This window comes from Streptomyces sp. NPDC054794 (genome assembly GCF_053611585.1).
Map to the genome: position 1 here is coordinate 1 of NZ_JBSHAQ010000071.1, position 24,888 is coordinate 24,888.

Below are 24,888 nucleotides of genomic sequence, written 5' to 3' on the forward strand. Positions count from 1 at the left end.
CCCGGCTCCACCTGGACGCCCTCGGCGTCAAGCTCACGACGCTGCGCCCGGAGCAGGCCGCGTACATCGGCGTGGAGGTCGACGGCCCGTACAAGCCGGAGCACTACCGCTACTGACGACCAGTCACCCCGAGGAGCGAACCATGCACCCCGACCACCAGGAAGAAGCCCAAGCCCCCGTGCTGTACCTGGCCGGGGTGGACGAGGACCCCGCCGAGTCCCACATCGTGCGCGGCATCGACTGAGGTACGAACCACGCGAGGGCCCCCGGATCCGTCCGGGGGCCCTCGCGTGTGGTTCGGTCGTGTGGTTCGGTCGTCCCCGAGGTCAGCCGCCGGTGTCCCGGAACGCCTCCAGGATCCGCTCGGCGGCCAGCGTCGCCGTCAACGAGCCTTCCCTGACCCGCTGTTCCAGTCCGGGGGCGGCCTCGCGCACCGCCGGGTCGGCGTGCAGCCGGCCGAGCAGTTCGTCGCGGACCATCGCCCAGGTCCAGTCGACCTGCTGGTCGCGCCGCTTGGCGGTGAGCCGCCCGGTGGAGTCGAGCAGGGTGCGGTGCTGCTCCAGCCGCTCCCACAGGGTGTCCAGGCCGGTCGACTCGCGGGCGCTGCAACTGAGCACCGGCGGCGTCCAGAAGGCGTCCTTGCCGTGCATCAGCCGCAGCGCGCCCGCCAACTCCCGTGCCGCCGCCCGCGCGTCGCGCTCGTGCGGACCGTCCGCCTTGTTCACGGCGATCACGTCGGCCAGCTCCAGGACACCCTTCTTGATGCCCTGCAACTGGTCGCCGGTACGGGCCAGGGTCAACAGCAGGAAGGTGTCGACCATGTTGGCGACCGCGGTCTCCGACTGGCCCACGCCGACGGTCTCGACGAGGATCACGTCGTAGCCCGCCGCCTCCATGACCACCATGGACTCGCGGGTGGCCTTGGCGACCCCGCCCAGCGTGCCCGCGCTGGGGGACGGCCGCACGAAGGCGTTCGGGTCCACCGCGAGGCGCTCCATCCGGGTCTTGTCGCCCAGGATGGAGCCGCCGGTGCGGGTGGAGGACGGGTCCACGGCGAGCACCGCGACCCGGTACCCCAGCGAGGTCAGCAGCGTGCCGAACGCGTCGATGAACGTCGACTTGCCCACGCCCGGCACCCCGCTGATGCCGATCCGCCGTGCCCGGCCGCTGTGCGGGAGCAGCGCGGTGAGCAACTCCTGGGCCAGCGCCCGGTGCTGCGGACGGGTGGACTCGACGAGCGTGATGGCACGGGCCACCAGGGCCCGCTTGCCGTCGAGCACACCCTTCACATACGTGTCGAGATCGATCGCTGCCACGGGGCCGCTACAGGTCGTGGCCGAGGTCGGCCGACAGCCGCTTCACCAGGTCGTACGCCGCGTCCGGGATCACCGTCCCGGGCGGGAACACGGCCGTGGCACCCATCTCCAGCAGGGTCGGCACGTCCTGCGGCGGGATCACCCCGCCGACCACGATCATGATGTCCTGACGGCCCTCCTCGGCGAGCGCCTCGCGCAGCGCCGGGACGAGGGTGAGGTGACCGGCGGCCAGCGAGGACACGCCGACCACGTGGACGTCCGCCTCGACCGCCTGCCGGGCGACCTCCTCCGGGGTCTGGAACAGCGGGCCGACGTCGACATCGAAGCCGAGGTCGGCGAAGCCGGTGGCGATCACCTTCTGACCGCGGTCGTGGCCGTCCTGGCCCATCTTGGCGACCAGGATGCGCGGCCGGCGCCCCTCGGCCTCGCCGAAGGCGTCCACCAGGGCGCGGGTGCGGTCCACGGACGGGGACTCCCCAGTTTCGTTGCGGTACACGCCGGAGATCGTACGAATCTGGCTCTGGTGGCGGCCGTAGACCTTCTCCAGGGCGTCGGAGATCTCGCCGACGGTGGCCTTGGCGCGGGCCGCGCGCACGGCCAGCTCCAGCAGGTTGCCCTCGCCGTCGGCGGCCCGGGTCAGCGCGTCGAGCGCGTCCCGGCACTCGGTCTCGTCCCGCTCGGCACGCAGCCGCCGCAGCTTCTCGATCTGCTGGGCGCGCACGGAGGAGTTGTCGACCTTGAGGACCTCGATCGCCTCGTCGTTCTCCACCCGGTACTTGTTGACGCCGATCACCGGCTGGCGACCGGAGTCGATACGGGCCTGCGTGCGGGCCGCCGCCTCCTCCACGCGCAGCTTCGGGATGCCGGCGTCGATGGCCTGCGCCATGCCGCCCGCCTGCTCGACCTCCTGGATGTGCGCCCAGGCCTTGCGGGCGAGGTCGTACGTCAGCTTCTCGACGTAGGCGCTGCCGCCCCACGGGTCGATGACCCGGGTGGTGCCCGACTCCTGCTGGATGAGCAGCTGGGTGTTGCGGGCGATGCGCGCCGAGAAGTCGGTGGGCAGCGCGAGCGCCTCGTCGAGGGCGTTGGTGTGCAGCGACTGGGTGTGGCCCTGGGTCGCCGCCATCGCCTCGACGCAGGTGCGCGTGACGTTGTTGAACACGTCCTGCGCGGTCAGCGACCAGCCGGAGGTCTGCGAATGCGTGCGCAGGGACAGCGACTTGGTGTTCTTCGGGTCGAACTGGCCGACCAGCTTGGCCCACAGCAGGCGCGCGGCCCGCAGCTTGGCGACCTCCATGAAGAAGTTCATGCCGATGGCCCAGAAGAACGACAGCCGGGGCGCGAACGCGTCCACGTCCAGGCCGGCCTCGCGGCCCGCCCGGATGTACTCCACCCCGTCCGCGAGCGTGTACGCCAGCTCCAGGTCGGCCGTGGCCCCGGCCTCCTGGATGTGGTAGCCGGAGATGGAGATGGAGTTGTACCGCGGCATCCGCTGCGAGGTGTAGGCGAAGATGTCGGAGATGATCCGCATCGACGGCTTCGGCGGATAGATGTAGGTGTTGCGGACCATGAACTCCTTCAGAATGTCGTTCTGAATGGTCCCGGCCAGCTTCTCGGGCGGTACGCCCTGTTCCTCCGCCGCCACGATGTAGAGCGCCAGTACCGGCAGCACGGCGCCGTTCATCGTCATCGACACGGTCATCCTGTCGAGGGGGATCCCGTCGAACAGCTGCCGCATGTCGTAGATCGAGTCGATCGCCACGCCCGCCATGCCGACGTCACCCGTCACGCGCGGGTGGTCGCTGTCGTAGCCGCGGTGCGTGGGCAGGTCGAAGGCGACCGACAGGCCCTTCTGGCCGGCCGCCAGGTTGCGCCGGTAGAACGCGTTGGACTCCTCGGCGGTGGAGAAGCCCGCGTACTGGCGGATGGTCCAGGGCTGGTTGACGTACATCGTCGGGTACGGGCCGCGCAGATACGGCGCGATGCCCGGGTAGGTGCCCAGGAAGTCCAGGCCCTCCAGGTCACGGCCGGTGTAGAGCGGCTTGACGCCGATGCCCTCCGGGGTCTCCCAGAGTGCCTCCTCGGCGCCGGTCGCCCGCTTGAGCGCCGAACGCCATTCCTCGGCACCGCCGTCGGCGGTTCCCTCGGCGGTACCCAGCTCGATGCCGGAGAAGTCGGGGATTCCCATCAGGACACTCCCATGCGGTCGAGGGTGGCGGACAGCACGGCCACGGCGTCGCAGCCCGCGAACACGTACGAGTCGACGCCGGCATACCCCGAGGATTCAGCGGGGCGGCCCGCCAGGACCACGTGCCGGGCGCCCGACGCCTTCAGGGACGCGGCGAGCTGCTCGGCCTGCTCCTCGTACAGCGCGTCGCTGGAGCACAGCACGGCCTCGGTGGCGCCGCTGTCCTCGAAACCGCCCTCGGTGACGGGCTCGATGCCGCCCGCCTGGAAGAGGTTGGCGGCGAACGTCGAACGCGCGGTGTACGCGGCGGCCGAACCGATCGTGGCGAGGAAGACGCGGGGGCGGGAGCCGGTGGCCGCGAGGTGGGCGTCGGAGCGGGCGCGCAGCGCCTCGTACGCTTCGTCGCGGCGCACCCTCGGCAGCCCGCCGGACGGCGCCGCGGGCGCGGGCTCGCGCTCCACGGGCTTCTCGGCGAGGAGCGGGAACTCGCTGACACCGGTGATGGGTTCGCGCCGCTTGGCGAGCTTCGCCGTGCGCGCCTGCCAGGTCTTCGCCAGGTCGTCGCGGACCCGGCCGGAGCGCAGGGCGGCCGCCGGGCCCCCGTCGCGCTCGACGCTGCGGAAGTACTCCCAGGCGGCGCCGGCGAGTTCCTCGGTGAGCTTCTCGACGTACCAGGAGCCGCCCGCCGGGTCGATGACCCGGGCCAGATGGGACTCCTCGACGAGGATCGTCGACGTGTTGCGGGCGATGCGGCGGGCGAACGCGTCCGGCAGGCCCAGCGCGTGGTCGAACGGCAGCACGGTGACGGCGTCGGCGCCGCCGACCCCGGCGGCCAGCGTGGCCACCGTCGTGCGCAGCATGTTCACCCACGGGTCGCGGCGGCTCATCATCACCGGCGAGGTGACGGCGTGCTGCACCTGCGCGCCCGCACCGGGCGCCCCGCACACCTCGGCGACCCGCGCCCACAGCCGGCGCGCCGCGCGCAGCTTGGCGATGGTCAGGAACTGGTCGGCGGTCGCCGCGTAGCGGAACTCCAGCTGCCCGCAGGCCTGCTCGACGGTGAGCCCGGCCTCGGTCAGCTCACGCAGGTAGGCCACGCCGGTCGCCACGGACAGGCCCAGCTCCTGCGCGGCCGAGCCGCCGGCCTCGTGGTAGGGCAGCGCGTCCACGGTCAGGGTGCGCAGCCCCGGGTACTCCTCGGCGCACCGCCGCGCGAGCGCGGCCACCGGCGCGAAGTCCTGGGCGGTCCCGGTGCGGGCCTCGTACCCCAGCGGGTCGGCGCCGAGGCTGCCGCGCACCGTCTTCGGGTCGACGCCCTTCTCCTCGTACAGCCCGAACAGCGACCGCGCCGCCTCCTCGACGTCGCGGCCCGCGTCCAGGACGACCGGCGCCAGGTCGAGGAACACGCCGTCCAGGGCCCGGGCGAGCGACTCGACCGGGATGCCGCCCTCGCCGACCGCGAGCCACAGCGAGGTGACGCCGTTCTCCAGGTCGGTGAGGACCGCGCCCTCCGCGAGGGCCGCGTGCCGCTGCCGCACGTCCCAGCCGCCCACGGTGTTGCCCTCGGGGCGGCCGCCGCGCACGAAGGGGGCGAAGCCGGGCAGTCCGGGGTCGGGCGCGGCGTCGCGCGCGGTGTACAGGGGCCGGGTGCGCAGCCCGTCCTCAAGCGTCGTGGACAGGGCGTCCTCAGCTGCCGCGCCCGAGACTTCCTTGCCCGACTTGCGCAGCACGCCCTCGACGAGGGTGTGCCACTGCTCGTGTGTCGCGTCAGGGAACTCGGCGGCCAGTGAGAGCCCGTCGTCAGGCAGGACCGTCATGGTCGGATGCTAGGGCAGGCCGCTTTAGCGGCAGCAGCGCGGGGGCTGTGACGTTTCCCTCGCCGCGGCTGTGACCTGTGCCTCCCAGGTTCCGTACGACCCGTTTCGTACCGTCAGCAGGCCCCGGGGCAGGTCCCGTCGGCGAGCCCGGGCAGCAGTCCGCTCACCGCGTCGCGCTGCTCCGGTCCGACGAACTCGGCGAGTGCCTCCTTGACCGCCGCGGCGAGCAGCCCCGAGGTCTCCTCCAGGCGCCGCCGGGCCTTGTCGGTCAAGGTGACCTGCACACCCCGCTTGTCGCCGCAGACCGTCTGGCGGGTGACCAGGCCGGCGTGCTGGAGGCAGGCGATCTGGTAGGTGAGCCGGGTCTTCGGGCGGCCCAGGAGGTCGGCGATCCGGGTCATGCGCAGGCCGTCCCGCGGGTGCTCGGCCAGCAGACACAGGATGAGGAACTCGTCGTGGGAGACGTCGAGGTTCTCCTTCACCGCGGACCGCAGGCGCTGCTCCACCGCGCCGGTCGCGGCCAGCAGGAGCATCCAGGCGCGCAGTTCGTCGGGGAGCAGCCCCCTGCCCTTCAGGGAGGGGCATTCCGGCTGGTCGGCGGGGTGCTCGTCGGGGGCGGCCATGGTTTCGAGTCTACCTGTTGTTCAAATTTGGATGATGGGCTAGCGTGAGGTCATCCAAATTTGAACCACTGAATCCGGGAGTACCACCATGACCGTCGCCGTGGAAACGGGTGTCTGGCAGCTCGACCCGACCGCCTCCGCCGTGGCGCTGCGACACAGGACGATGTGGGGCCTGGTCAACGTCAAGGGCACCCTCGCCGCCGTCGGCGGCCGCGGCGAGGTCGCGGCCGACGGCACGGCCACCGGCACCGTGACCCTGGACGTCGCCTCGCTGGACACCAAGAACGCCAAGCGCGACACCCACCTGCGCTCGGCCGACTTCTTCGACGCCGACAACCACCCGGAGATCACCTTCGCCGTCCGCGGCGCCGAACTCCGCGGCGGCGACACGGCCCAGGTCGACGGACAGCTGACGGTCCGGGGCATCAGTCGGCCGCACACCCTCACCGCGCGCGTGACGTCGGCGGACGCCGAAGCGCTCACGCTGGAGGCGGAGTTCACCGTGGACCGCGCGGAATTCGGCATGGGCTGGAACCAGCTGGGGATGATCCGGGGCCTGACGACGGTCACCGCCGCCCTGCGGTTCACCCGCGCCCAGGCCTGACCCGGGCGCACCTCGGCGGACCGGCCCTGGCCGTCTGCCCGTACCGGCCGCCCCGGCGGCCGGTACGGGCGGTCCTCGTCAGCCGGTGGTACCGGCCGCCCGCGTCAGCCGGATGTCCTGGCTCGACAGCGTCTGCGGGCCGTCGGTGAAGGCGCGCAGCCGGATCCGCACGCCCGGCCGGGGGAGGGGGAACCTCCCCTTGGGCGCCCGGAGTTCGAGGCTCGTCGTGGTGTGGGCGGGAATCGTGGCCGGGCCGTGCCCGAGCGACCAGTACCTGGTCATCCCCTGGCCCGTGGTGAGCATGAAGTGCGGGGTCAGGGCGGTGCCCGCCGTGTTGGTCACCCGCACGGTCAGCGCCCGGACCGCGCTCGCCGAGGCCCGGCGCACCGCGGTGACCTCCATCCGCAGTGGCGGCGTCCCGGTCACCGCGAGCGCCGCGCTCGCCAGCGCCGGGACGAGCAGCAGCGCCACCGCGGCGACCAGGGCCGGACGCCGCCCCGGCCCGGCCAGCGGTCGCGGCCGCGGCTGCCAGGCCCGCTCGAACTCCGACAGAGGCGCGGTGACCGCCGTCGCCAGCCACAGCGGGGTCATCATCAGGTAGTAGCCGTCCTGGGAACGCGTCGCCAGGTAGAAGGCGCACCAGGGCAGCACGGTCGCCGCCGGGCCCAGCCGCCGTACGAACAGCACGAACAGCGCCAGCAGGGCGGCCGCCAGCAGCATGCTCGCGTGCCCGTACCAGTCGAGACGGTCGCTGCCGTTCGTGAAGTACAGCGAGATGTCCACCAGACCCTGGCCGTGCAGTACCGCCCCCTGGGTCAGCGGCAGCGCGATCCCCTGCAGCCAGCTGCCGGGCTCGTGCACGATGAAGTACGTGTTGATCAGCAGCCACACGGTGGCGGCGACCCCGGCGATCCGCTGGATCACCCCCGCGGCCGCCAGGCCGCCCAGCTCCCCGCGCCGTACCGCGTAGATCCCGGCCAGCAGGAACGGCGCGACGAACCAGGGCAGTTGCTGCGCCGCGCACGCCGCGCCCAGACACGCGGCCCGCGCGATCCCGGCGGCACCGAGCCGCCCGCCGAGCCCGATCCGCGGCCAGCGCACCACCACCGGGATCAGCAGGGCCAGGCCGAGGATCGCCGGGTAGCCGAGCCGGGCGTACGAGGGCAGGAACCCGAAGCCCAGGCAGGCCATCGTCGCCGCCGAGCGCCAGGGCACCGGCAGCATCCGCCACAGCACGATCGCGCCGACGATCAGCGCGCCGGTGCTCAGCGCCGTCGCCGGAGTACCGCCGTGGCTCAGCCACAGCAGCGGGGCGGTGAGCAGCGGGGCCAGCGGTGGATATCCGTAGGTGAAGTCGTAGCCGCCGTCTATCGTCGGCGTGAGCGCGATGCCCTTGCCGGAGAAGAGCCAGGGCCAGGGCTGCCCGTAGACGGTGTGCCCGGCGACCAGCTCCCGGGCGGCCTGGGTGGTGAGGGCCGACTCGTCGCCGCCGCCGTGGTTCATGGCCCAGGCGCACAGGGTGAGCGTCACCGCCGTGACGAGCACCACCACGTCGACCCGGGCCAGGGACAGGGCACGGCGGACCGTCAGGGCCAGCACGCCGGACACCAGGATCGCGGCGTAACAGACGGAGATGACGGCGGCCACGACGAACCGGTGGCCGGCCGCCTGCGTCCACACCGCGCGGGTCCCGATGAACAGGCTCACGTCGGCGAGGAGCGTCAGCACGCGGTGCCACTGCGCGGGGGCGCCCGGGGCGGCGGACACCGCCGACTGTGTCCGCCGGCCGGGTGTCACCAGCTGAGTTTCTGCCAAGTGCACGACACGGACGGTAAACGCGGCCGGTGAGCGGGGCGTCGACACAGGTGAAGAGTCCGGTGTGAGGCGGGTAAGAAGAGGCTTTTCCATGCATGTGTCACACGATGCGGCCGGGGAAAGCACCGCCGATCCGGTCGCGCTTCGTGTCGCTGTTGGGCCGAACGGGTGACTTGGCGTAAGAATTGGCTGGTGCAGGCATGGAGTGCGAGTCAGTTCGGGGGGAGCCGGTGAACCGTTACGACGCCACCGATGAACAGTGGGAGGGGCTCGCGCAGGTCGTGCCGCTACGGGGCCGGGACGCCTGGCCGTCCGCGGTGGACCACCGCTCCCTGCCCGAAGCGGTGACCGAGACCCGCCGCCGCTTCGTCGTCCTGCGGGTCAATGTGTTCGCCGACGCCCGCGAGGTGGCCGAGACGCTCATGGCGGGCATCCCCGTCCTGCTCGACCTCAACGGCGCGGAGACGGATGTCGCCAAGCGCGTCCTCGACTTCAGCACCGGCGTGGTCTTCGGCCTGGCGAGCGGCATGCACCGCGTCGACCGCAACGTGTTCCTCCTGACCCCGCCCGGTACCGAGGTCAGCGGCCTGATGGAGGGCGCGGGCCTCTCGGGCACCTGAGCCCCGAGCCCGGTCCCTCGTTCGTAGGAAGGTCGCGGGGGCGGAACGGTTCGCCTTCCGGCGGAGCCCTACGGTCCGGACATGGCCGTGCCGCTTACGTCCTCCGCGTCAGTCCCTCCTCCGTCTTCCGCGTCCGTCCCGCCCGATCGGGCGCCCGAGTCCGGCGCGCCCGAAGCCGTCCCGCCCGGCCGGGACGGCGTGGCGCGGGCGCGGGTCGTCGAGCTGCGGCCGGCCGCGTTCGCGGGGCTGCGCGGGGTCCGGGTCCCGCTGGGGCCGCTGACGCTGCTCACCGGGCCCAGCGGGTCCGGGAAGTCCAGTGCGCTGCGGGCGTACGAGGCGCTCGCCCGGCTCGGTTCGGGTGCGGCCCTCGCCGAGGTGTTCCCGGATCCCGCGGCCTGCGTGCCGGAACGGGCACGGCCCGACGCCCAGCGCCGGCGCGGATTTCGGATCGGCTGCACGACGGACGGTCCCGAGGGCCCGGTCCGGCTCGACGTCGCCGTGCAGGCCGAACCCGAACTGCGCATCGTGGGGGAGCGGCTGACCGCGGGCGGGGTCGTCCTCCTGGAGACCGCCCTGCGCGACCCGGGGCGGCGCGCCGTACAGGCCGCCTGGCACACGGCCGGATCCTCGCCGGTGACACGCGCCCCGCTCCCGGACGACCGGCTCGGCACCGCGCTGCTCCCGCTGCGCGTGGCCGGCAAGACGGACGGGCAGCGCCGGGTGCTCGCCGCCGCCGAACAGACGCTGGTCGCCCTGCGTTCCGTCTTCGCCTGCGCGCCGCGCCCCGAAGGGATGCGCGAGCCCGTCCCCTTGGGCTCCGGCCGGCTCCTGTCCGGCTGCGACAACCTCGCCGACGTCCTGTGGCGCACCCGCGCGGAGTGCGGACGCCGACACGCGCAGCTCGTCACGGCGGTGCGCGCCGGATGCGCCGGCCCCGTCGCCGACCTGGTCGCCGAACCCCTCGGCGACGGCACCGTGCGGGCGGTGCTCGACCGGGGCGACGGCATCCGGACCGGGCTCGGCCGGCTCGGCGACGGCGAGCTGAGGTACCTCGCGCTGGCCCTGGTGCTGCTCACCGGCCCCGGCGTCCTGGAGGTCGACATGCCCCACGAGGTGCCGGCCGCCCTGCGCACGCTCACCGTCCTCACCGACGGCCTGGACCGGGCCCTGGACGGACGGCAGCGGACCGAACTCCTGGGCCTCGCCGTGCGGATGTGCGGGCTCGGCCACATCCGCCTCGTCGCGGCGGTGAGCGACGCCTCGTGGGCCGCCGGGGCCGCCGGTGTCACGGTGGTACACCTGGACCCGTGACCGAACACCTGGACGTGGCGAAACTCCAGCGCCGCCTGGCCGAGTTCGCGGCCGCGCGTGACTGGCAGCGCTTCCACACCCCCAAGAACCTCGTGGCCGCCCTCAGCGTGGAGGCCTCCGAACTGGTCGAGATCTTCCAGTGGCTGACGCCGGAGGAGTCGGCCCGCGTCATGGACGACCCCGACGGCGCGCGCCGCGTGACGGACGAGGTCGCCGACGTCCTCGCCTATCTGCTGCAGCTGTGCGAGGTGCTCGGCATCGACCCGCTCGCCGCCCTCGACGCCAAGATCGACCGCAACGAACGGCGGTTCCCGGTCCCGGAGAAGGGCGAGAAGTAGGCGCGGGGAGCGGAGGCCGAAGAGAGCACGGGGAGGGGGCGTGTCCGGAAAACGTAGGGAACGTCACATTCCGGAATTACGCTCCGGAGTCAAATTCCCGCCCGAATCCGAATTGTTGTCCGCAGATTTCCGTCTTCCACTGGCTTTCTGTCTCACGGCCCCTCACTCTGGGTAGTGAACAAGGGAGTTCGGGCGGAGGACGTGTGACGAGCACGTCGGACGGACGGGGACGGCCCATGGATGCGGTGCGGCTCATCGTGACCAGCAGGCGCGCCTTGGCGGGAAGCGGCGACGTGCCTCAGACCCTGACGGAGGTGTGGCAGGCTCAGGCCCTGGCGCAAGCGATCGGCAGCCGCCTGGCCGTCTCCGGCCCACCGGAGCTGCGGGGCGAGGCGCTGGGTCTGACCGAGCTGGCGGGCCGGGGCTGCGGCGTCCTGGACACCCCGGAACTCGACCACAGGGACCTGCTCGCCGCCCAGCTCACCGAACTGGACGACGCCCGCCACGCCCTCCTGTGCCTGGGCGGCCTGCTCGCCGAGGTCGGCATCGCCCTCGTCGGCATAGCCAGCGGCGCGGCCGACGAGGGGACGTACTGGCAGTGCATGGAGGCGATCGACGCGGCGGACGAGTCCCGCGACCGGGTCCGCGAGATGCTCCGCAAGCTGGCGGCGCGGGAGGAGGCGTTACCGGAGCGGGGGCCGGGGTGACCGAGCGCGCCCCGACTCCACGGTGCCGTCGGGCGGCGTCAGGTGAGGTCGGGCGGCGTCTCCCTCCTTGGCCGACACCCGGGACGGGGGGTGCCGATGGGGCTGGTGTGCCCCTCGGGTGCAGGATGGATGTATGGACCTTCGAATCTTCACCGAGCCCCAGCAAGGGGCGACCTACGACACCTTGCTCACCGTGGCGAAGGCCACCGAGGACCTCGCATTCGATGCTTTCTTCCGCTCGGACCACTACCTCCGCATGGGCGACGTGAACGGCCTGCCCGGCCCCACCGACGCCTGGATCACCCTCGCCGGACTGGCCCGCGAGACCAAGCGCATCCGCCTCGGCACCCTCATGACCGCCGGAACGTTCCGTCTTCCCGGTGTCCTGGCCATCCAGGTGGCCCAGGTGGACCGGATGTCCGGCGGCCGGGTCGAACTGGGTCTGGGCGCGGGCTGGTTCGCGGAGGAGCACACGGCGTACGGGATCCCGTTCCCGAAGGAGAAGTTCGCCCGTCTGGAGGAGCAGCTGGCGATCGTCACCGGCCTGTGGGCGACCGAGGTCGGCAAGACCTTCGACTTCCACGGCACCTACTACGACCTCACCGACTCCCCGGCGCTGCCCAAGCCCGCCCAGACGAAGATCCCGGTGCTGATCGGCGGCCACGGCGCCACCCGCACGCCGCGGCTGGCCGCGCAGTACGCCGACGAGTTCAACATCCCGTTCGCCTCGATCGAGGACAGCGAGCGGCAGTTCGGCCGGGTGCGTGTCGCGGCCGAGGCGGAGGGCCGCCGGGCCGACGACCTGACGTACTCCAACGCCCTGGTCGTCTGCGTCGGCCGGGACGACCAGGAGGTCGCCCGCCGGGCCGCCGCGATCGGGCGCGAGGTCGACGAGCTGAAGGCCAACGGCCTGGCGGGCTCCCCGGCGGAGGTGGTCGACAAGATCGGCCGGTACGCCGCGATCGGCTCGCAGCGCCTCTACCTGCAGATCCTCGACCTCTCCGACCTGGACCACCTGGAGCTGATCTCCTCCCAGGTCCAGTCGCAGCTGTCGTAACGCCTCGTGGGCCACGCTCGCCCGGCGCGGCGGCAGCTGACGGAGGACCGAGGTCGAGGCGGACCGGGTGAACATGCTCTGACACGCCGCCGGGGCGGGACGGGACACCCAGGTGCCCGCCCCGCCCCGGTGGTGGTGCCTCAGCCGCGCTGCGCGAAGCCGTAGTCGAGGATCTTCTTGGCGTCCTTGAACCGCTCGTCGGCCGACGTGTCGGCGAGGATGGATCCCACCACGGTTTTGTTGCCGCGGGTCGCCGCGAACACCAGGCAGAACTTCGCCTCCGGACCCGAACCGGTCTTCACACCGATCGCACCCCGGTACGACCAGAGCAGCTTGTTGCTGTTCTCCCAGGGGGCCATCGCGTGCGTGCCGCCACCGGGCCGGTACGACTGCATGGCGTCGTACTTCTTGGTGCCGACGACCGTCTTGAACGTCTTGTTCTTCAGCGCGGTCGTGGCCAGCCTGGCCAGGTCGCGGGCGGACGCGTGGTTCCTGCCGTTGGACACCCCGTCGAACGAGTCGAAGTGGGTGTTCGTCATCCCGAGCTCGTGCGCCTTGCCGTTCATCTTCGCGATGAACGACTTCGTGCGCTGCGCCGTCGTCGACCCCGTGCCGTAGGTGTCCGCCAGCGCGTACGCCGCGTCGCAGCCGGACGGCAGCATGAGCCCGTACAGCAGATCCTTCACCTTCATCGAGTCGCCCAGGATCAGCTTGGCGCTGGAGTACCGCGCGTTGCCGGTGACCGGGTCGATGACGTAGTCCGTGTACTCCTTCTTGATCTTCACCTTGCGGTTGAGGTCCACGTGCCGCTGCGACAGCACCACGAGCGCCGTCATGATCTTCGTCGTGGAGCCGGTCCGCAGCTGTGTGTCCGCCCCCTTCCCGAACAGCGTCCGGCCGGTGGCCGCGTTCATCGCGTACGCGCCCTGCGCCGACACCGAGGGCGCCGTCGGAGCCGTCGGCGCGGCCTGGGCGGGAGCGGCCGCGAGTACCCCCGCGGACAGGACGACGGCGGCCGTCGCCGCGACAGCGGCCCGTCTGCCCACGCGTGTACCTGTGCTGATGGTCATGCCAATCCCCGTTCCGTCAGTGGTCAGTTGACGATCACGCACTCCATCAGATCTCGCCCCCGACGACCATGGCGGATCTCACACCCGGCCACCGGACAGGGAAAACCACTGGTCGCGGCGGGGTGAACCAGGGAAACTCGGGCATGTGTTCCTGACGATCTCCACGAGCGGCACCGCCGCCCTCCCGGCCACCGACCTCGGGTTCCTGCTGCACAAGCACCCCGACAAGGCGCAGACCTTCTCCACGTCCTACGGCACCGCGCACGTCTTCTATCCAGAGGCGAACGCCGAGCGCTGCACGGCCGCGCTCCTGCTGGAGGTCGACGCGGTCGCGCTGGTCCGCCGGGGCAAGGGCAAGGGCCGCGGCGGAGCACCCGACGCGGCACTCGCGCAGTACGTCAACGACCGCCCCTACGCGGCCTCCTCGCTGCTCGCGGTCGCCCTGAGCGCGGTGTTCTCCAGCGCCCTGCGCGGCGTGTGCAACGCGCGCCCGGAGCGGGCCGCCGCACCCCTGCCGCTGCGCGTCGAGGTGCCCGCGCTGCCCGCCCGCGGCGGCCCGGAGCTCGTACGACAGCTCTTCGAACCGCTCGGCTGGACCGTGAGCGTCCAACCCGTCGCGCTCGACACGGAGTTCCCGCAGTGGGGCGACTCGCGCTACGTCCGCCTCGTCCTGGAGGCACAGGCGCTGACCCTCGCCGAGGCGCTGCGCCATCTGTACGTGCTGCTGCCGGTCCTCGACGACGCCAAGCACTACTGGGTCTCCTCCGACGAGGTCGACAAGCTGCTGCGGGCCGGCGAGGGCTGGCTGCCCACGCACCCGGAGCAGAAGCTGATCACCAGCCGCTATCTCTCCCGCCGCTGGTCGCTGACCCGGCAGGCGATGGAGCGCCTGGAGCTGGTGCGCCTGGCCGAGGCCGACGACAGCGAGGTCGAGGCGATCGACAACGCGGTCGAGGAGGAGACCGAGGCGGAGGAGAAGCCGACGCCGCTCGCCGTGCAGCGCCGGGACGCGATCGTCGCCGTCCTGCAGGCGTCCAATGCCGCCCGGGTGCTCGACCTGGGCTGCGGGCAGGGTCAGTTGGTCCAGGAGCTGCTCAGGGACGTGCGGTTCACCGAGGTCGTCGGAGTCGACGTCTCCGTGCGGGCCCTGACCATCGCCTCGCGCCGGCTGAAGCTGGACCGGATGGGGGAGCGGCAGGCCTCGCGCGTGAAGCTCTTCCAGGGCTCGCTCGCCTACACCGACAAGCGGCTCAAGGGCTACGACGCGGCCGTGCTGAGCGAGGTGATCGAGCACCTCGACCTGCCCCGGCTGCCCGCCCTGGAGTACGCCGTGTTCGGCCACGCCCGCCCGCGCACGGTCCTCGTGACCACCCCGAACGTCGAGTACAACGTCCGCTGGGAGACCCTGCCCGCCGGACACGTCCGGCACGGCGACCACCGCTTCGAGTGGACCCGCGAGGAGTTCCGCGGCTGGGCGGCGACCGTCGCCGAACGGTACGGCTACGAGGTCGAGTTCCGGCCCGTCGGACCGGACGACCCCGAGGTCGGCCCGCCCACCCAGATGGCCGTGTTCCACATCGACGAGACCGAGAAGAACGACACCGGGAAGAACCACACCGGGCAGAACCACACCGAGAAGGAGGCGAAGGCAGCATGACCGAGACGCAGAAGAAGGGACGGGTCCTCCCCGTCACCGACCTCTCCCTGGTCGTCCTCGTCGGCGCCTCCGGCTCCGGCAAGTCCACCTTCGCCCGCAGGCACTTCAAGCCCACCGAGATCATCTCCTCGGACTTCTGCCGCGGCCTGGTCGCCGACGACGAGAACGACCAGAGCGCGAGCGGGGACGCCTTCGACGTCCTGCACTACATCGCGGGCAAGCGGCTGGCCGCCGGCCGCCGCACGGTCGTCGACGCCACCAGCGTGCAGCAGGACAGCCGACGCCAGCTCATCGAGCTCGCCAAGAAGTACGACGTGCTGCCCATCGCCATCGTGCTCGACGTGCCCGAGGAGGTGTGCGCCGAGCGCAACGCGGACCGCACCGACCGGGCCGACATGCCGCGCCGGGTGATCCAGCGGCACATCCGCGAACTCCGGCGATCCCTCAGGCACCTGGAGCGCGAGGGCTTCCGCAAGGTGCACGTGCTGCGCGGGGCCGAGGAGGTCGACGGCGCCACCGTCGTCACCGAGAAGCGGTTCAACGACCTGACCCACCTCACCGGGCCCTTCGACATCATCGGCGACATCCACGGCTGCGCCGCCGAACTGGAGTCGCTGCTGGCCACGCTGGGCTACGCCGACGGCGTGCACCCCGAGGGCCGTACCGCCGTCTTCGTCGGCGACCTGGTCGACCGCGGCCCGGACAGCCCGGGCGTGCTGCGCCGCGTGATGTCCATGGTGGCGTCGGGCAACGCGCTGTGCGTGCCCGGCAACCACGAGAACAAGTACGGGCGCTACCTCAAGGGCCGCAAGGTCCAGCACACCCACGGGCTCGCCGAGACCATCGAGCAGATGGAGGGCGAGAGCGAGGAGTTCAAGGCCCAGGTCCGCGCATTCCTCGACGGGCTGGTCAGCCACTACGTCCTGGACGGCGGGCGGCTCGTCGTCTGCCACGCCGGCCTGCCGGAGAAGTACCACGGGCGCACGTCCGGACGGGTGCGCTCGCACGCGCTGTACGGCGACACCACCGGTGAGACCGACGAGTTCGGCCTGCCGGTGCGCTACCCGTGGGCCGAGGACTACCGGGGCCGGGCCGCCGTGGTCTACGGCCACACCCCGGTGCCCGAGGCCACCTGGCTCAACAACACCATCTGCCTGGACACCGGCGCCGTGTTCGGCGGCAAGCTGACCGCGCTGCGCTGGCCGGAGCGGGAACTGGTCGACGTACCGGCCGAGCGGGTCTGGTACGAGCCGACGAGGCCGCTGAGCGTCGAGGCGCCCGGCGGGCAGGACGGACGGCCGCTGGACCTGGCGGACGTGCACGGCCGCAGGGGTGTGGAGACCCGGCACGCGGGCCGGGTCGCGGTCCGCGAGGAGAACGCGGCCGCCGCCCTGGAGGTCATGAGCCGCTTCGCGGTGGACCCGCGGCTGCTGCCCTACCTGCCGCCGACCATGGCACCGACGGCCACCTCGCACGAGGACGGCTATCTGGAGCACCCGGCGGAGGCCTTCGCCCAGTACGCGCGGGACGGGGTCGAGCGGGTCGTGTGCGAGGAGAAGCACATGGGCTCGCGGGCCGTGGCCCTGGTGTGCCGGGACGCGGACGTGGCCCGCAAGCGGTTCGGGGTGGACGGCCCCACCGGGTCGCTCTACACCCGCACCGGCCGGCCGTTCTTCGACGACGAGGCCGTGACCGAGGAGATCCTCGGGCGCGTCCGGTCGGCGGTCGGCGAGGCGGGCCTGTGGGACGAACTCGACACGGACTGGCTCCTGCTGGACGCCGAGCTGATGCCGTGGTCGCTGAAGGCGTCCGGGCTGCTGCGCTCGCAGTACGCGGCCGTGGGCGCCGCGTCCGGCGCGGTGTTCCCGGGTGCGCTGGCGGCCCTGGAGGGCGCGGCGGCCCGGGGCGTGGACGTGACCGGGCTGCTGTCCCGGCAGCGCGGGCGGGCCGCCGACGCGGCCGCGTTCACCGACGCCTACCGGCGCTACTGCTGGACCACGGACGGACTGGACGGCGTGCGCCTCGCCCCGTTCCAGATCCTGGCCGTCCAGGGGCGCAGCCTGGCCGCCGTGCCGCACGACGAGCAGCTCGCGCTGATCGACCGGCTCGTCGAGCACGACGGGACCGGACTGCTGCAGACCACGCGGCGGCTGTTCGTCGACACCGGGGACCCGGAGTCGGTGCGGGCGGGCGTCGACTGGTGGCTGGAGATGACCGGACGCGGCGGCGAGGGCATGGTCGTCAAGCCGGTCGGCGCGGTGGTGCGCGACAAGGAGCACGGCCGGCTGGTCCAGCCGGGCATCAAGTGCCGGGGCCGCGAGTACCTGCGGATCATCTACGGTCCCGAGTACACCCGTCCGGACAACCTGGACCGGCTGCGGCATCGGTTCCTGAACCACAAGCGGTCGCTCGCGATCCGTGAGTACGCCCTGGGTCTGGAGGCCCTGGACCGGCTGGCGGAGGGCGAGCCGCTGTGGCGGGTGCACGAGGCGGTGTTCGGGGTGCTGGCGCTGGAGTCGGAGCCGGTGGACCCGCGTCTCTGAGCGCCTCGCACCACCCTTGTGCCCCACACCTTTCTGTCCCTAGGGTGAGCTGCCCTGTCGCGAATTGTCGCGTACGCGTCGTGTTCGCAAGCCCTGGAAGGAGTGGTGGACATGGAGATCAAGAAGGTCGTGGTCCGCGAGGACCAGAGCACCAGCCGCCGGCCGGCGATCCTGGAGAAGCGGCCGACCCGCTGACCGGAGGGCGGCATGCGCGTTCAGCTGGTGACGATGCCCTGGCATCCGATCGATCTTCCCTCGCTGCAGGTGGGCCTGCTGCACCGCCTGGTGCGGCAGGCCCGCCCGGCCGACGAGGTGACCGAGTTCCACGGGTCGCTGCGCTGGGCGGAGTTCCTCCTGGAGCGCTCCGCGGGGCGGCTGCGCCCCGGCGACTACGTGGCCGTCGGCAGCGACTCGATCTTCCACGGCCTGGGCGACTGGGTCTTCTCGGGCGCCCTGTACGACGACCCCGACTGGGGCACCGCCCGGCTGCGGGACTACGCGGCCGCCCGTGACGTCTTCATCGACACGGCCCTCGACATGCGGCCGTACGCCGCCGGGTTCATCGCCGCGTGCGCCGCGGAGGTGCTCGCCACGCGGCCCGACGTCGTCGGGTTCACCACCACGTTCATGCAGAACGTGTCCTCCCTCGCGCTCGCCCGCGAACTCAAGCGGCGCCGCCCGGAGCTGACCGTCGTCTTCGGCGGCAGCAACTGCGACGGCCCCATGGGCCACGCCCTGCACCGCAACCACCGGTTCGTCGACCACGTGGTGCGCGGCGAGGCGGAGTACGCCCTCCCCGCCCTGTTACGCCACCTGGACGAGGGCACCCGGCCGGTGGACGTCCCCGGCCTGTGCTGGTGGGACGGGGAACTGTCCCGGGCCAACACCGAGACGCGGCGGACGGTGGCGCCCGCCGACATACCCTCCCCCGACTACGACGACTGGCAGGCCGCCCTGGAGGCCTCCCCGGTCCTGGAGTACGTCCATCCCAAGCTGGTCGTCGAGGGTGCCCGGGGCTGCTGGTGGGGCGAGAAGCACCACTGCACCTTCTGCGGGCTCAACGGCTCGTCCATGGCCTTCCGCGCCAAGCCGGGTCAGCGGCTGTGGGAGGAGATCGACCGCCTCGTCCGGCGCCACCGGCTCCTGGACGTCGTCACCGTCGACAACATCATCGACATGGCGTACTTCCGGGACTTCCTGCCGCGCGTGGTGGAGAGCGGCTGGGACCTGCGGCTGCACTACGAGGTCAAGTCCAATCTCACCCGCGACCAGCTCCGCCTTCTCGGCGAGTCGGGCACGGTGCACATCCAGCCCGGCATCGAGAGCCTGGGCAGCCGGGTCCTCGACCTCATGGACAAGGGCGTCACCGGCGCCCGCAACATCCGCACGCTCAGGGAGTGCGAGAACCACGGCCTCACCTGCTCCTGGAACCTCCTCTACGGCTTTCCCGGCGAGAGCGCCGAGGACTACGACCCCGTGATCGACCAGATCCCGGCGCTCGTCCACCTCCAGCCGCCGAGCGGCGCCCACCGCATCCAACTGGAGCGGTTCAGCCCGCACTTCACCGACCCGGGCCTCGGCTTCGGCAAGCGGCGCCCGGCCGAGATGTACCAGCACGTCTACGACCTGCCCGAGGACGAACTCGCCGATCTGGTCTACCTGTTCGACAGCGAGGACGCCGGTATCGCGGGCCGGGTCGAGCGGCGGCTCAAGGAGGCCGTCGCCCAGTGGCGGGCCGGACATCCGCACTCGCGCCTGCTGTTCGAGGAGGACGGCGAGGACCTCCTCGTGCACGACCGGCGGCACGACCGGCCGCACACCACCCACCGCCTCACCGGCTGGGCGGCGGCCGCGCTGCGCCGGCTGGAGGAGGGGCGGACCGAGTCCGCGCTGCACCGGCTGCTGACGGACGACGGCCACGAGGTGAGCGCCGCGGAGCTCGGCGAGTGGGTCCGGCACGCCTTCCGCCTGGGCCTGTTGTTCCGCGACGGACTCACCTATGTCTCGCTGCCCACCTGGGACGCTCCGGTCCGGATGCCCGACGGCGCGGCGGTGGCCGGATGACCGGGCTGCCCACCGTGGTCCCGCACCGCGTCCGGGGCCGCCGGGTGGCGGTGGACGGCCCGCTGCGCCTCGCCGCGGGCGGTCGGGAGACGGCCGTGGCGGTCCAGTTCCTGCGCGAGTGCGTGGGCCGGGGCCTGGACGCCGAGTGGACTTGGGCGGCGGACGACGCGGGGACCCCGGACGACGCGCGGACTCCGTACGACCTCCGCGTCCTGCGCCATCTGCCGCCTCCCGTCGAACGTGCCGGTGAGCCGGGGGAGTTGACCGCGTGGCGGACCGGGTACGTCTACGGGGCGCTGTACCACCGGCGTGGCCCCGACTTCGTCACCGTCCTGGACCGCAGGGACGCCGGCACCGCCGCCCGCCTCACCCTTGACCATCCCGACCTGCTCGCCGCCTTCGACCGCCTGGGGGAGCCCACGCCCCTGGACGCGCTGGACGCCGTACACCGGGAGGCCGTCGGCCTGCTCGGCGCCGAGCGGCTGGCGCTGGTCACCGACGGCTGGGCGGTGGCGCTGCCGCCCCGCATCCGGCGCTGGCCGGTGCCCTGCACCGGGATCTGAGGCCGGGGCCGGCCGAGGTCCCGCGGACCGGACCTCAGCCGACCAGCCGCAGCCGCTGCCCGCACACCCCGATCCGGACCGTCTGTCCCCAGGTCAGTTCCAGCGCGTCGCTCTCGATGCCGTCGCCGAAGGCGATGAGCCGGTCGGACTCGACGGTGACCGAGAGGGCCGCCGAGGCCGCGAGTTCGCCCGCCACCAGGGAGGTCCCCGTGGCGGGCGATGGCCAGGCCTCCCGGACGAACCACAGCAGCCGGTCCTCGGACGGCGCGGGCAGCGGCAGCCGGCCGCCCCGCTCCTGCCACAGCGACCGCAGCCATCCGGTGGCCCCGGTCCCGGTGCCCACCAGCACCCCGGAGGAGGCCTGGGCCTCGACGACACCCCCGTCGCCGTCGAGGCCCAGGCGGTAGCGGGCCGTCTGGTGGCCGGCCGCGCCCAGATAGATCTCGTTGAGCGCGACCAGCCGCTGCGTGTCGTCCGCGACGGCCTCGACCATGGTGAGCTCGTCCACGCCGGTGCCCCGGGCCAGGGCGGCCGGCAGCAGCGCCGCGGCGGCCGCCGGCCGGTGCCGGACCAGCACGCCGAGGTTGCGGCCGGGATCGGTGTCGATGCCCACCACCGGCTGGCCCGTGAGGTACTTGGCGGCGTTCGCCACCAGCCCGTCCTGGCCGACCACGACCACCACGTCCTCAGGAGCGAACAGGAAGCGGTCCAGGTCGCCCCGCTCCACCCGGCTCTGCCGCCAGCTCAGCGGCACCGCCGCGGCCACCTCGGCGAGCGCGCGGCGGGTGCGGTGGTGGCGCTCGGCGACCTCGTCGATGTCACGGCCGCGGGAGGCGAGGACGAAGGCGGCCTGGCCGTGCGTGCCGTACCGGGCCGTCAACTCCTCGTACTCCGTGGTGCGGTGGACCAGCACGGCACGCGGCGCGAGACTCATTCAGGATTCCCCGGGGCCCCGCCGAGCCGGGCGAGCAGCCCCGTCACCACGTCCGGCGACACGGTGAGGCTGTCGATCCTGGGCAGGTTCTCCGCCAGCCGCGTCGCGGTCAGCGCGTGCAGCGTCGCCACGCCGTCCACCCCGGCGTCCTGGTGCACCCGCAGCCACGCGGCCTGCGCCGCCGCCCGCGCCTCACCCACCTCGCGCGCGCCCTCGGCCTCCGCGCGGGCGAGCCGCGCCGAACGCGCCGCCTCGGCCTCGGCGAGCTTCACGGTACGGGCCGCCTCCGCGTCGGCGAGCCGCACCGTCCGGGCCGCCTCCGCCTCGGCCAGCTTCACGGACCGTGCCGCCTCGGCCTGCGCGCGCACCGCGTCCGCCGCCGCGTGCTCCTCGGCCTCGCGGCGGGCGTTCGTACCGCGCTGGTCGACCAACTGCTCCTCGCGCCGGGCGAGTTCGATCTGGCTGGCCAGCTCGTTCTCGGCGATGGCCCGCTCCCGCTCGACGGCCACCGCCCGCCGCTCGTAGGTGGCCCGGTCGGCCTCCTGCTGGATCTGCTCACGGGCCGGCGTGCGCAGCGCCCGCTCCACCTCCGGCTCGGGCCGCAGCGCCACCACGCGGACGGCGACCACCTCGATGCCGGTGGCCGGCAGGCGGGGCTCCGCGCCCAGCCCCTGGGCGATCCGCTCGCGCACCGCGCTGACGCCGTCGACCAGCGCGGCCGACAGGGGCGTGCGGGCCAGTACGCCCAGCGCGTGCTCCTGCGCCGCCTCGGTGAGCAGCGTGGCCAGCTGTTCGAGCGGCGTGCCGCGCCAGGCCCCGGTGTCCGGGTCGATGGAGAAGTCGAGGCGGGCGGCGGCGACGGCCGGGTCGCCGATCCGGTAGGTGACCGTCGCCTGCACCGCCACGTCCTGGAAGTCGGACGTCCGGGCGTGGAAGGTCATCGCCAGCTCCCGGTCGTCGACCGGCACCTCGGAGAGCGCGGCGGTCAGCGAGCGGAACCAGAAGCTGAGCCCCGGGCCGTCGTGGGCCAGCTCTCCCGAGCGGTGGTGTCTGATGTGCGCCGTCGGGGCGCCGCGCAGATGGCGCCAGCCCAGGCGCCGCGTGATGTCGGCCATGGGACCCCCCTCATCGTTTTTCGTCATGTGGACGATAATCGACGAGGCTGCTTGTCGTCAATGGGACGAAAACAAGAGCGCGCGGAAACGGTCGAGCAGGGGGTGAAGGCGGTCCTCGATGGTCAGGATGGAGGCATGGGATTCCATGTCGACTCCGAGGCCGGGCGGCTGCGCCGCGTCATCCTGCACCGGCCGGATCTTGAGCTCAAAAGGCTCACCCCCAGCAATAAGGACGCCCTCCTCTTCGACGACGTGCTGTGGGTGCGTCGGGCGCGCGCCGAGCACGACGGCTTCGCCGACGTGCTGCGCGACCGGGGGGTCGTCGTCCATCTCTTCGGCGAGCTGCTCACCGAGGCCCTGGCGATCCCGGCGGCCCGCACGCTCGTCCTGGACCGGGTCTTCGACGAGAAGGAGTACGGCCCGCTGGCCACCGACCATCTGCGCGCCGCCTTCGAGACCCTGCCCGCACGCGAACTCGCCGAGGCGCTGGTCGGGGGCATGACCAAGCGCGAGTTCCTGGACGCGCACGCGGAGCCGACCTCCGTCCGCTTCCATGTGATGGACCTCGACGACTTCCTGCTCGGCCCGCTGCCCAACCACCTCTTCACCCGTGACACGTCCGCCTGGATCTACGACGGGGTCTCCATCAACGCCATGCGGCTGCCCGCCCGCCGGCGCGAGACCGTGCACTTCGAGGCGATCTACCGGCACCACCCCCTCTTCCGCGACGAGGATTTCCACGTCTGGTCCCGGGGTCAGTCCGACTACCCCTCCACCATCGAGGGCGGCGACGTCCTGGTGATCGGCAACGGCGCCGTGTTGATCGGCATGAGTGAGCGCACCACGCCGCAGGCCGTGGAGATGCTCGCGCACAAGCTGTTCGCGGCGGGGTCGGCCCGTACGATCGTCGCGCTCGACATGCCCAAGCGGCGGGCCTTCATGCATCTCGACACCGTGATGACGATGGTCGACGGCGACACCTTCACCCAGTACGCCGGGCTCGGCATGCTGCGCTCGTACACCATCGAACCGGGCAGCGGCGAGAAGGAGCTCAAGGTCACCGACCATCCGCCGGAGCACATGCACCGCGCGATCGCCGCCGCCCTCGGTCTGAGTGAGATCCGGGTCCTGACCGCCACCCAGGACGTGCACGCCGCCGAGCGCGAGCAGTGGGACGACGGCTGTAACGTCCTGGCCGTGGAACCCGGCGTGGTCGTCGCCTACGAGCGGAACTCCACCACCAACACGCACCTGCGCAAGCAGGGCATCGAGGTGATCGAGATCCCGGGCAGCGAGCTGGGGCGCGGCAGGGGAGGGCCGCGCTGCATGAGCTGTCCCGTAGAGCGAGACGCAGCTGCATAGAAATGTGAATCTTCGTATAGGGTTCCAAGTCTTCACTGTTCTCGTATGTCTGGAGCGCCCCCATGGCGACAGTCCCGACCTCCCTCGCAGGCCGCCACTTCCTCAAGGAGCTGGACTACACCGGGGCGGAGTTCCGCGGCCTGATCGAGCTGGCCGCCGAGCTGAAGGCGGCCAAGCGGGCGGGGGCCGAGACGCGGTACCTGCGGGGCAGGAACATCGCCCTGGTCTTCGAGAAGACCTCGACACGCACCCGCTGCGCGTTCGAGGTCGCCGCCGCCGACCAGGGCGCCTCGACGACGTACCTCGACCCCTCCGGCTCGCAGATGGGGCACAAGGAGTCGGTGAAGGACACCGCCCGGGTCCTCGGCCGGATGTTCGACGCCATCGAGTACCGGGGGCACAGCCAGGGCATCGTCGAGGAACTGGCCGCCTATGCCGGCGTCCCCGTCTACAACGGTCTGACCGACGAGTGGCACCCCACCCAGATGCTCGCCGACGTGCTCACCATGACCGAGCACACCGACAAGCCGCTGACCGAGATCGCCTTCGCCTACCTCGGTGACGCCCGCTACAACATGGGCAACTCCTACCTGGTCACCGGCGCCCTGCTGGGCATGGACGTGCGGATCGTCGCGCCCCGGCTGCTGTGGCCGGACGACACGATCGTCGAGGTGGCCCAGCAACTGGCCGGCGCGTCCGGCGCCCGGATCACGCTCACCGACGACGTGAAGGAGGGCGTGCGCGGCGCCGACTTCGTCGCCACCGACGTCTGGGTGTCCATGGGCGAGCCGAAGGAGGTCTGGGACGAGCGCATCGCGCTGCTGGGCCCGTACGCCGTGACCATGGACGTGCTGCGCGCCACCGGCAACGACGGCGTGAAGTTCCTGCACTGCCTGCCGGCCTTCCACGACCTCGGCACCGACATCGGCCGCGAGATCCACGAGCGGCACGGGCTGACCGAGCTGGAGGTCACCGACGAGGTCTTCGAGTCGGAGCACTCCGTGGTCTTCGACGAGGCGGAGAACCGTATGCACACGATCAAGGCCGTCCTCGTGGCCACGCTCGCCGGCTCCACGGCACCGAGTCTCGGCTGACCGGCGCCTCGAAGGCCTGAACAGGCCTTATCCTGACCGGCGGCCCTGAGCCACCCCTGCCACGGCCGCCACCGCGACACATCCGTCGCA

At 72.3% G+C, this 24,888-nt stretch carries 21 protein-coding genes; 13 read left to right on the plus strand and 8 right to left on the minus strand.

Annotation, left to right across the window (positions count from 1 at the left end):
- Window positions 1-116 (plus strand): adenosylhomocysteinase (locus ACWGKT_RS43185; protein ID WP_356159739.1); only part of this gene is annotated, 116 nt, incomplete at its 5' end.
- A gap of 210 nt (window positions 117-326) precedes the next feature.
- Here the strand turns inward: ACWGKT_RS43185 and meaB are convergent.
- From meaB to ACWGKT_RS43205, 4 genes are all read right to left on the minus strand, one after another.
- Window positions 327-1,316, minus strand: a complete 990-nt coding sequence (gene meaB, locus ACWGKT_RS43190; RefSeq protein ID WP_356159736.1) for a methylmalonyl Co-A mutase-associated GTPase MeaB — start codon at window positions 1,314-1,316, stop codon at window positions 327-329.
- A gap of 7 nt (window positions 1,317-1,323) precedes the next feature.
- A complete protein-coding gene (gene scpA, locus ACWGKT_RS43195; RefSeq protein WP_453278003.1) occupies window positions 1,324-3,504 on the minus strand; it encodes a methylmalonyl-CoA mutase in 2,181 nt (726 codons plus the stop codon).
- Window positions 3,504-5,321 carry a methylmalonyl-CoA mutase family protein gene (locus tag ACWGKT_RS43200; protein WP_453278004.1) on the minus strand — a complete coding sequence of 606 codons (1,818 nt, stop codon included), beginning with the start codon at window positions 5,319-5,321 and terminating at the stop codon, window positions 3,504-3,506. The genes scpA and ACWGKT_RS43200 overlap by 1 nt, the downstream gene beginning before the upstream one ends.
- Window positions 5,322-5,434: 113 nt before the next feature.
- Entirely contained in the window at window positions 5,435-5,944 is a 510-nt protein-coding gene (locus ACWGKT_RS43205; protein WP_453278005.1) for a MarR family winged helix-turn-helix transcriptional regulator, read from the minus strand.
- 88 nt (window positions 5,945-6,032) lie between these two features.
- Between ACWGKT_RS43205 and ACWGKT_RS43210 the strand changes: the two genes are divergently transcribed.
- Complete coding sequence (locus tag ACWGKT_RS43210; protein WP_453278006.1) at window positions 6,033-6,548, plus strand: YceI family protein; 516 nt, start codon at window positions 6,033-6,035, stop codon at window positions 6,546-6,548.
- A 78-nt stretch (window positions 6,549-6,626) separates the two neighbouring features.
- Here the strand turns inward: ACWGKT_RS43210 and ACWGKT_RS43215 are convergent, their stop codons facing one another.
- The gene (locus ACWGKT_RS43215; protein ID WP_453278007.1) at window positions 6,627-8,369 is read right to left on the minus strand and encodes a hypothetical protein; all 1,743 of its coding nucleotides are present in this window, start codon (window positions 8,367-8,369) and stop codon (window positions 6,627-6,629) included.
- Window positions 8,370-8,563: 194 nt separating this feature from the next.
- Here ACWGKT_RS43215 and ACWGKT_RS43220 point away from each other — a divergent pair, with 194 nt between their 5' ends.
- The 5 genes from ACWGKT_RS43220 (at window position 8,564) to ACWGKT_RS43240 (ending at window position 12,396) form a co-directional block, all read left to right on the plus strand.
- Window positions 8,564-8,983 (plus strand): cell division protein SepF, encoded by a 420-nt coding sequence (locus ACWGKT_RS43220; protein ID WP_356154391.1) that lies wholly within the window; start codon window positions 8,564-8,566, stop codon window positions 8,981-8,983.
- An 81-nt stretch (window positions 8,984-9,064) separates the two neighbouring features.
- The gene (locus ACWGKT_RS43225) at window positions 9,065-10,294 is read left to right on the plus strand and encodes an AAA family ATPase (RefSeq protein ID WP_453278008.1); all 1,230 of its coding nucleotides are present in this window, start codon (window positions 9,065-9,067) and stop codon (window positions 10,292-10,294) included.
- Window positions 10,291-10,632: a nucleotide pyrophosphohydrolase gene (locus ACWGKT_RS43230; protein ID WP_356154396.1), complete on the plus strand. Its 342-nt coding sequence runs from the start codon at window positions 10,291-10,293 to the stop codon at window positions 10,630-10,632. Before ACWGKT_RS43225 ends, ACWGKT_RS43230 begins: the two co-directional genes overlap by 4 nt.
- 236 nt (window positions 10,633-10,868) lie before the next feature.
- Window positions 10,869-11,339 (plus strand): DUF6099 family protein, encoded by a 471-nt coding sequence (locus ACWGKT_RS43235; RefSeq protein WP_356154464.1) that lies wholly within the window; start codon window positions 10,869-10,871, stop codon window positions 11,337-11,339.
- 133 nt (window positions 11,340-11,472) lie between these two features.
- A complete protein-coding gene (locus ACWGKT_RS43240) occupies window positions 11,473-12,396 on the plus strand; it encodes an LLM class F420-dependent oxidoreductase (RefSeq protein WP_453278009.1) in 924 nt (307 codons plus the stop codon).
- A gap of 140 nt (window positions 12,397-12,536) precedes the next feature.
- Here the strand turns inward: ACWGKT_RS43240 and ACWGKT_RS43245 are convergent, their stop codons facing one another.
- The gene (locus tag ACWGKT_RS43245) at window positions 12,537-13,466 is read right to left on the minus strand and encodes a D-alanyl-D-alanine carboxypeptidase family protein (protein ID WP_453278010.1); all 930 of its coding nucleotides are present in this window, start codon (window positions 13,464-13,466) and stop codon (window positions 12,537-12,539) included.
- Between the two features lie 145 nt (window positions 13,467-13,611).
- Here ACWGKT_RS43245 and ACWGKT_RS43250 point away from each other — a divergent pair, with 145 nt between their 5' ends.
- The 4 genes from ACWGKT_RS43250 to ACWGKT_RS43265 all read left to right on the plus strand — a co-directional run bounded on the left by ACWGKT_RS43250 (window position 13,612) and on the right by ACWGKT_RS43265 (window position 20,293).
- Window positions 13,612-15,123 carry a 3' terminal RNA ribose 2'-O-methyltransferase Hen1 gene (locus ACWGKT_RS43250; RefSeq protein ID WP_453278011.1) on the plus strand — a complete coding sequence of 504 codons (1,512 nt, stop codon included), beginning with the start codon at window positions 13,612-13,614 and terminating at the stop codon, window positions 15,121-15,123.
- Entirely contained in the window at window positions 15,120-17,666 is a 2,547-nt protein-coding gene (locus tag ACWGKT_RS43255; protein WP_453278012.1) for a polynucleotide kinase-phosphatase, read from the plus strand. Before ACWGKT_RS43250 ends, ACWGKT_RS43255 begins: the two co-directional genes overlap by 4 nt.
- 207 nt (window positions 17,667-17,873) lie before the next feature.
- Window positions 17,874-19,730, plus strand: coding sequence for a RiPP maturation radical SAM C-methyltransferase (locus ACWGKT_RS43260; RefSeq protein ID WP_453278013.1), 1,857 nt, complete (start codon window positions 17,874-17,876; stop codon window positions 19,728-19,730).
- Window positions 19,727-20,293, plus strand: a complete 567-nt coding sequence (locus ACWGKT_RS43265) for a DUF5825 family protein (RefSeq protein WP_453278014.1) — start codon at window positions 19,727-19,729, stop codon at window positions 20,291-20,293. The genes ACWGKT_RS43260 and ACWGKT_RS43265 overlap by 4 nt, the downstream gene beginning before the upstream one ends.
- Window positions 20,294-20,327: 34 nt before the next feature.
- Here ACWGKT_RS43265 and ACWGKT_RS43270 read toward each other — a convergent pair whose 3' ends face one another.
- Both ACWGKT_RS43270 and ACWGKT_RS43275 read right to left on the minus strand, forming a co-directional pair.
- Window positions 20,328-21,227, minus strand: coding sequence for a hypothetical protein (locus ACWGKT_RS43270; protein WP_453278015.1), 900 nt, complete (start codon window positions 21,225-21,227; stop codon window positions 20,328-20,330).
- Window positions 21,224-22,342: an SPFH domain-containing protein gene (locus ACWGKT_RS43275; protein WP_356154418.1), complete on the minus strand. Its 1,119-nt coding sequence runs from the start codon at window positions 22,340-22,342 to the stop codon at window positions 21,224-21,226. Before ACWGKT_RS43275 ends, ACWGKT_RS43270 begins: the two co-directional genes overlap by 4 nt.
- Before the next feature lie 135 nt (window positions 22,343-22,477).
- On the opposite strand from ACWGKT_RS43275, the gene ACWGKT_RS43280 reads away from it, so the two are divergent.
- Both ACWGKT_RS43280 and argF read left to right on the plus strand, forming a co-directional pair.
- A complete protein-coding gene (locus tag ACWGKT_RS43280; RefSeq protein WP_453278016.1) occupies window positions 22,478-23,704 on the plus strand; it encodes an arginine deiminase in 1,227 nt (408 codons plus the stop codon).
- 62 nt (window positions 23,705-23,766) lie between these two features.
- The gene (argF, locus tag ACWGKT_RS43285; RefSeq protein WP_453278017.1) at window positions 23,767-24,798 is read left to right on the plus strand and encodes an ornithine carbamoyltransferase; all 1,032 of its coding nucleotides are present in this window, start codon (window positions 23,767-23,769) and stop codon (window positions 24,796-24,798) included.
- Window positions 24,799-24,888: the final 90 nt, after the last annotated feature.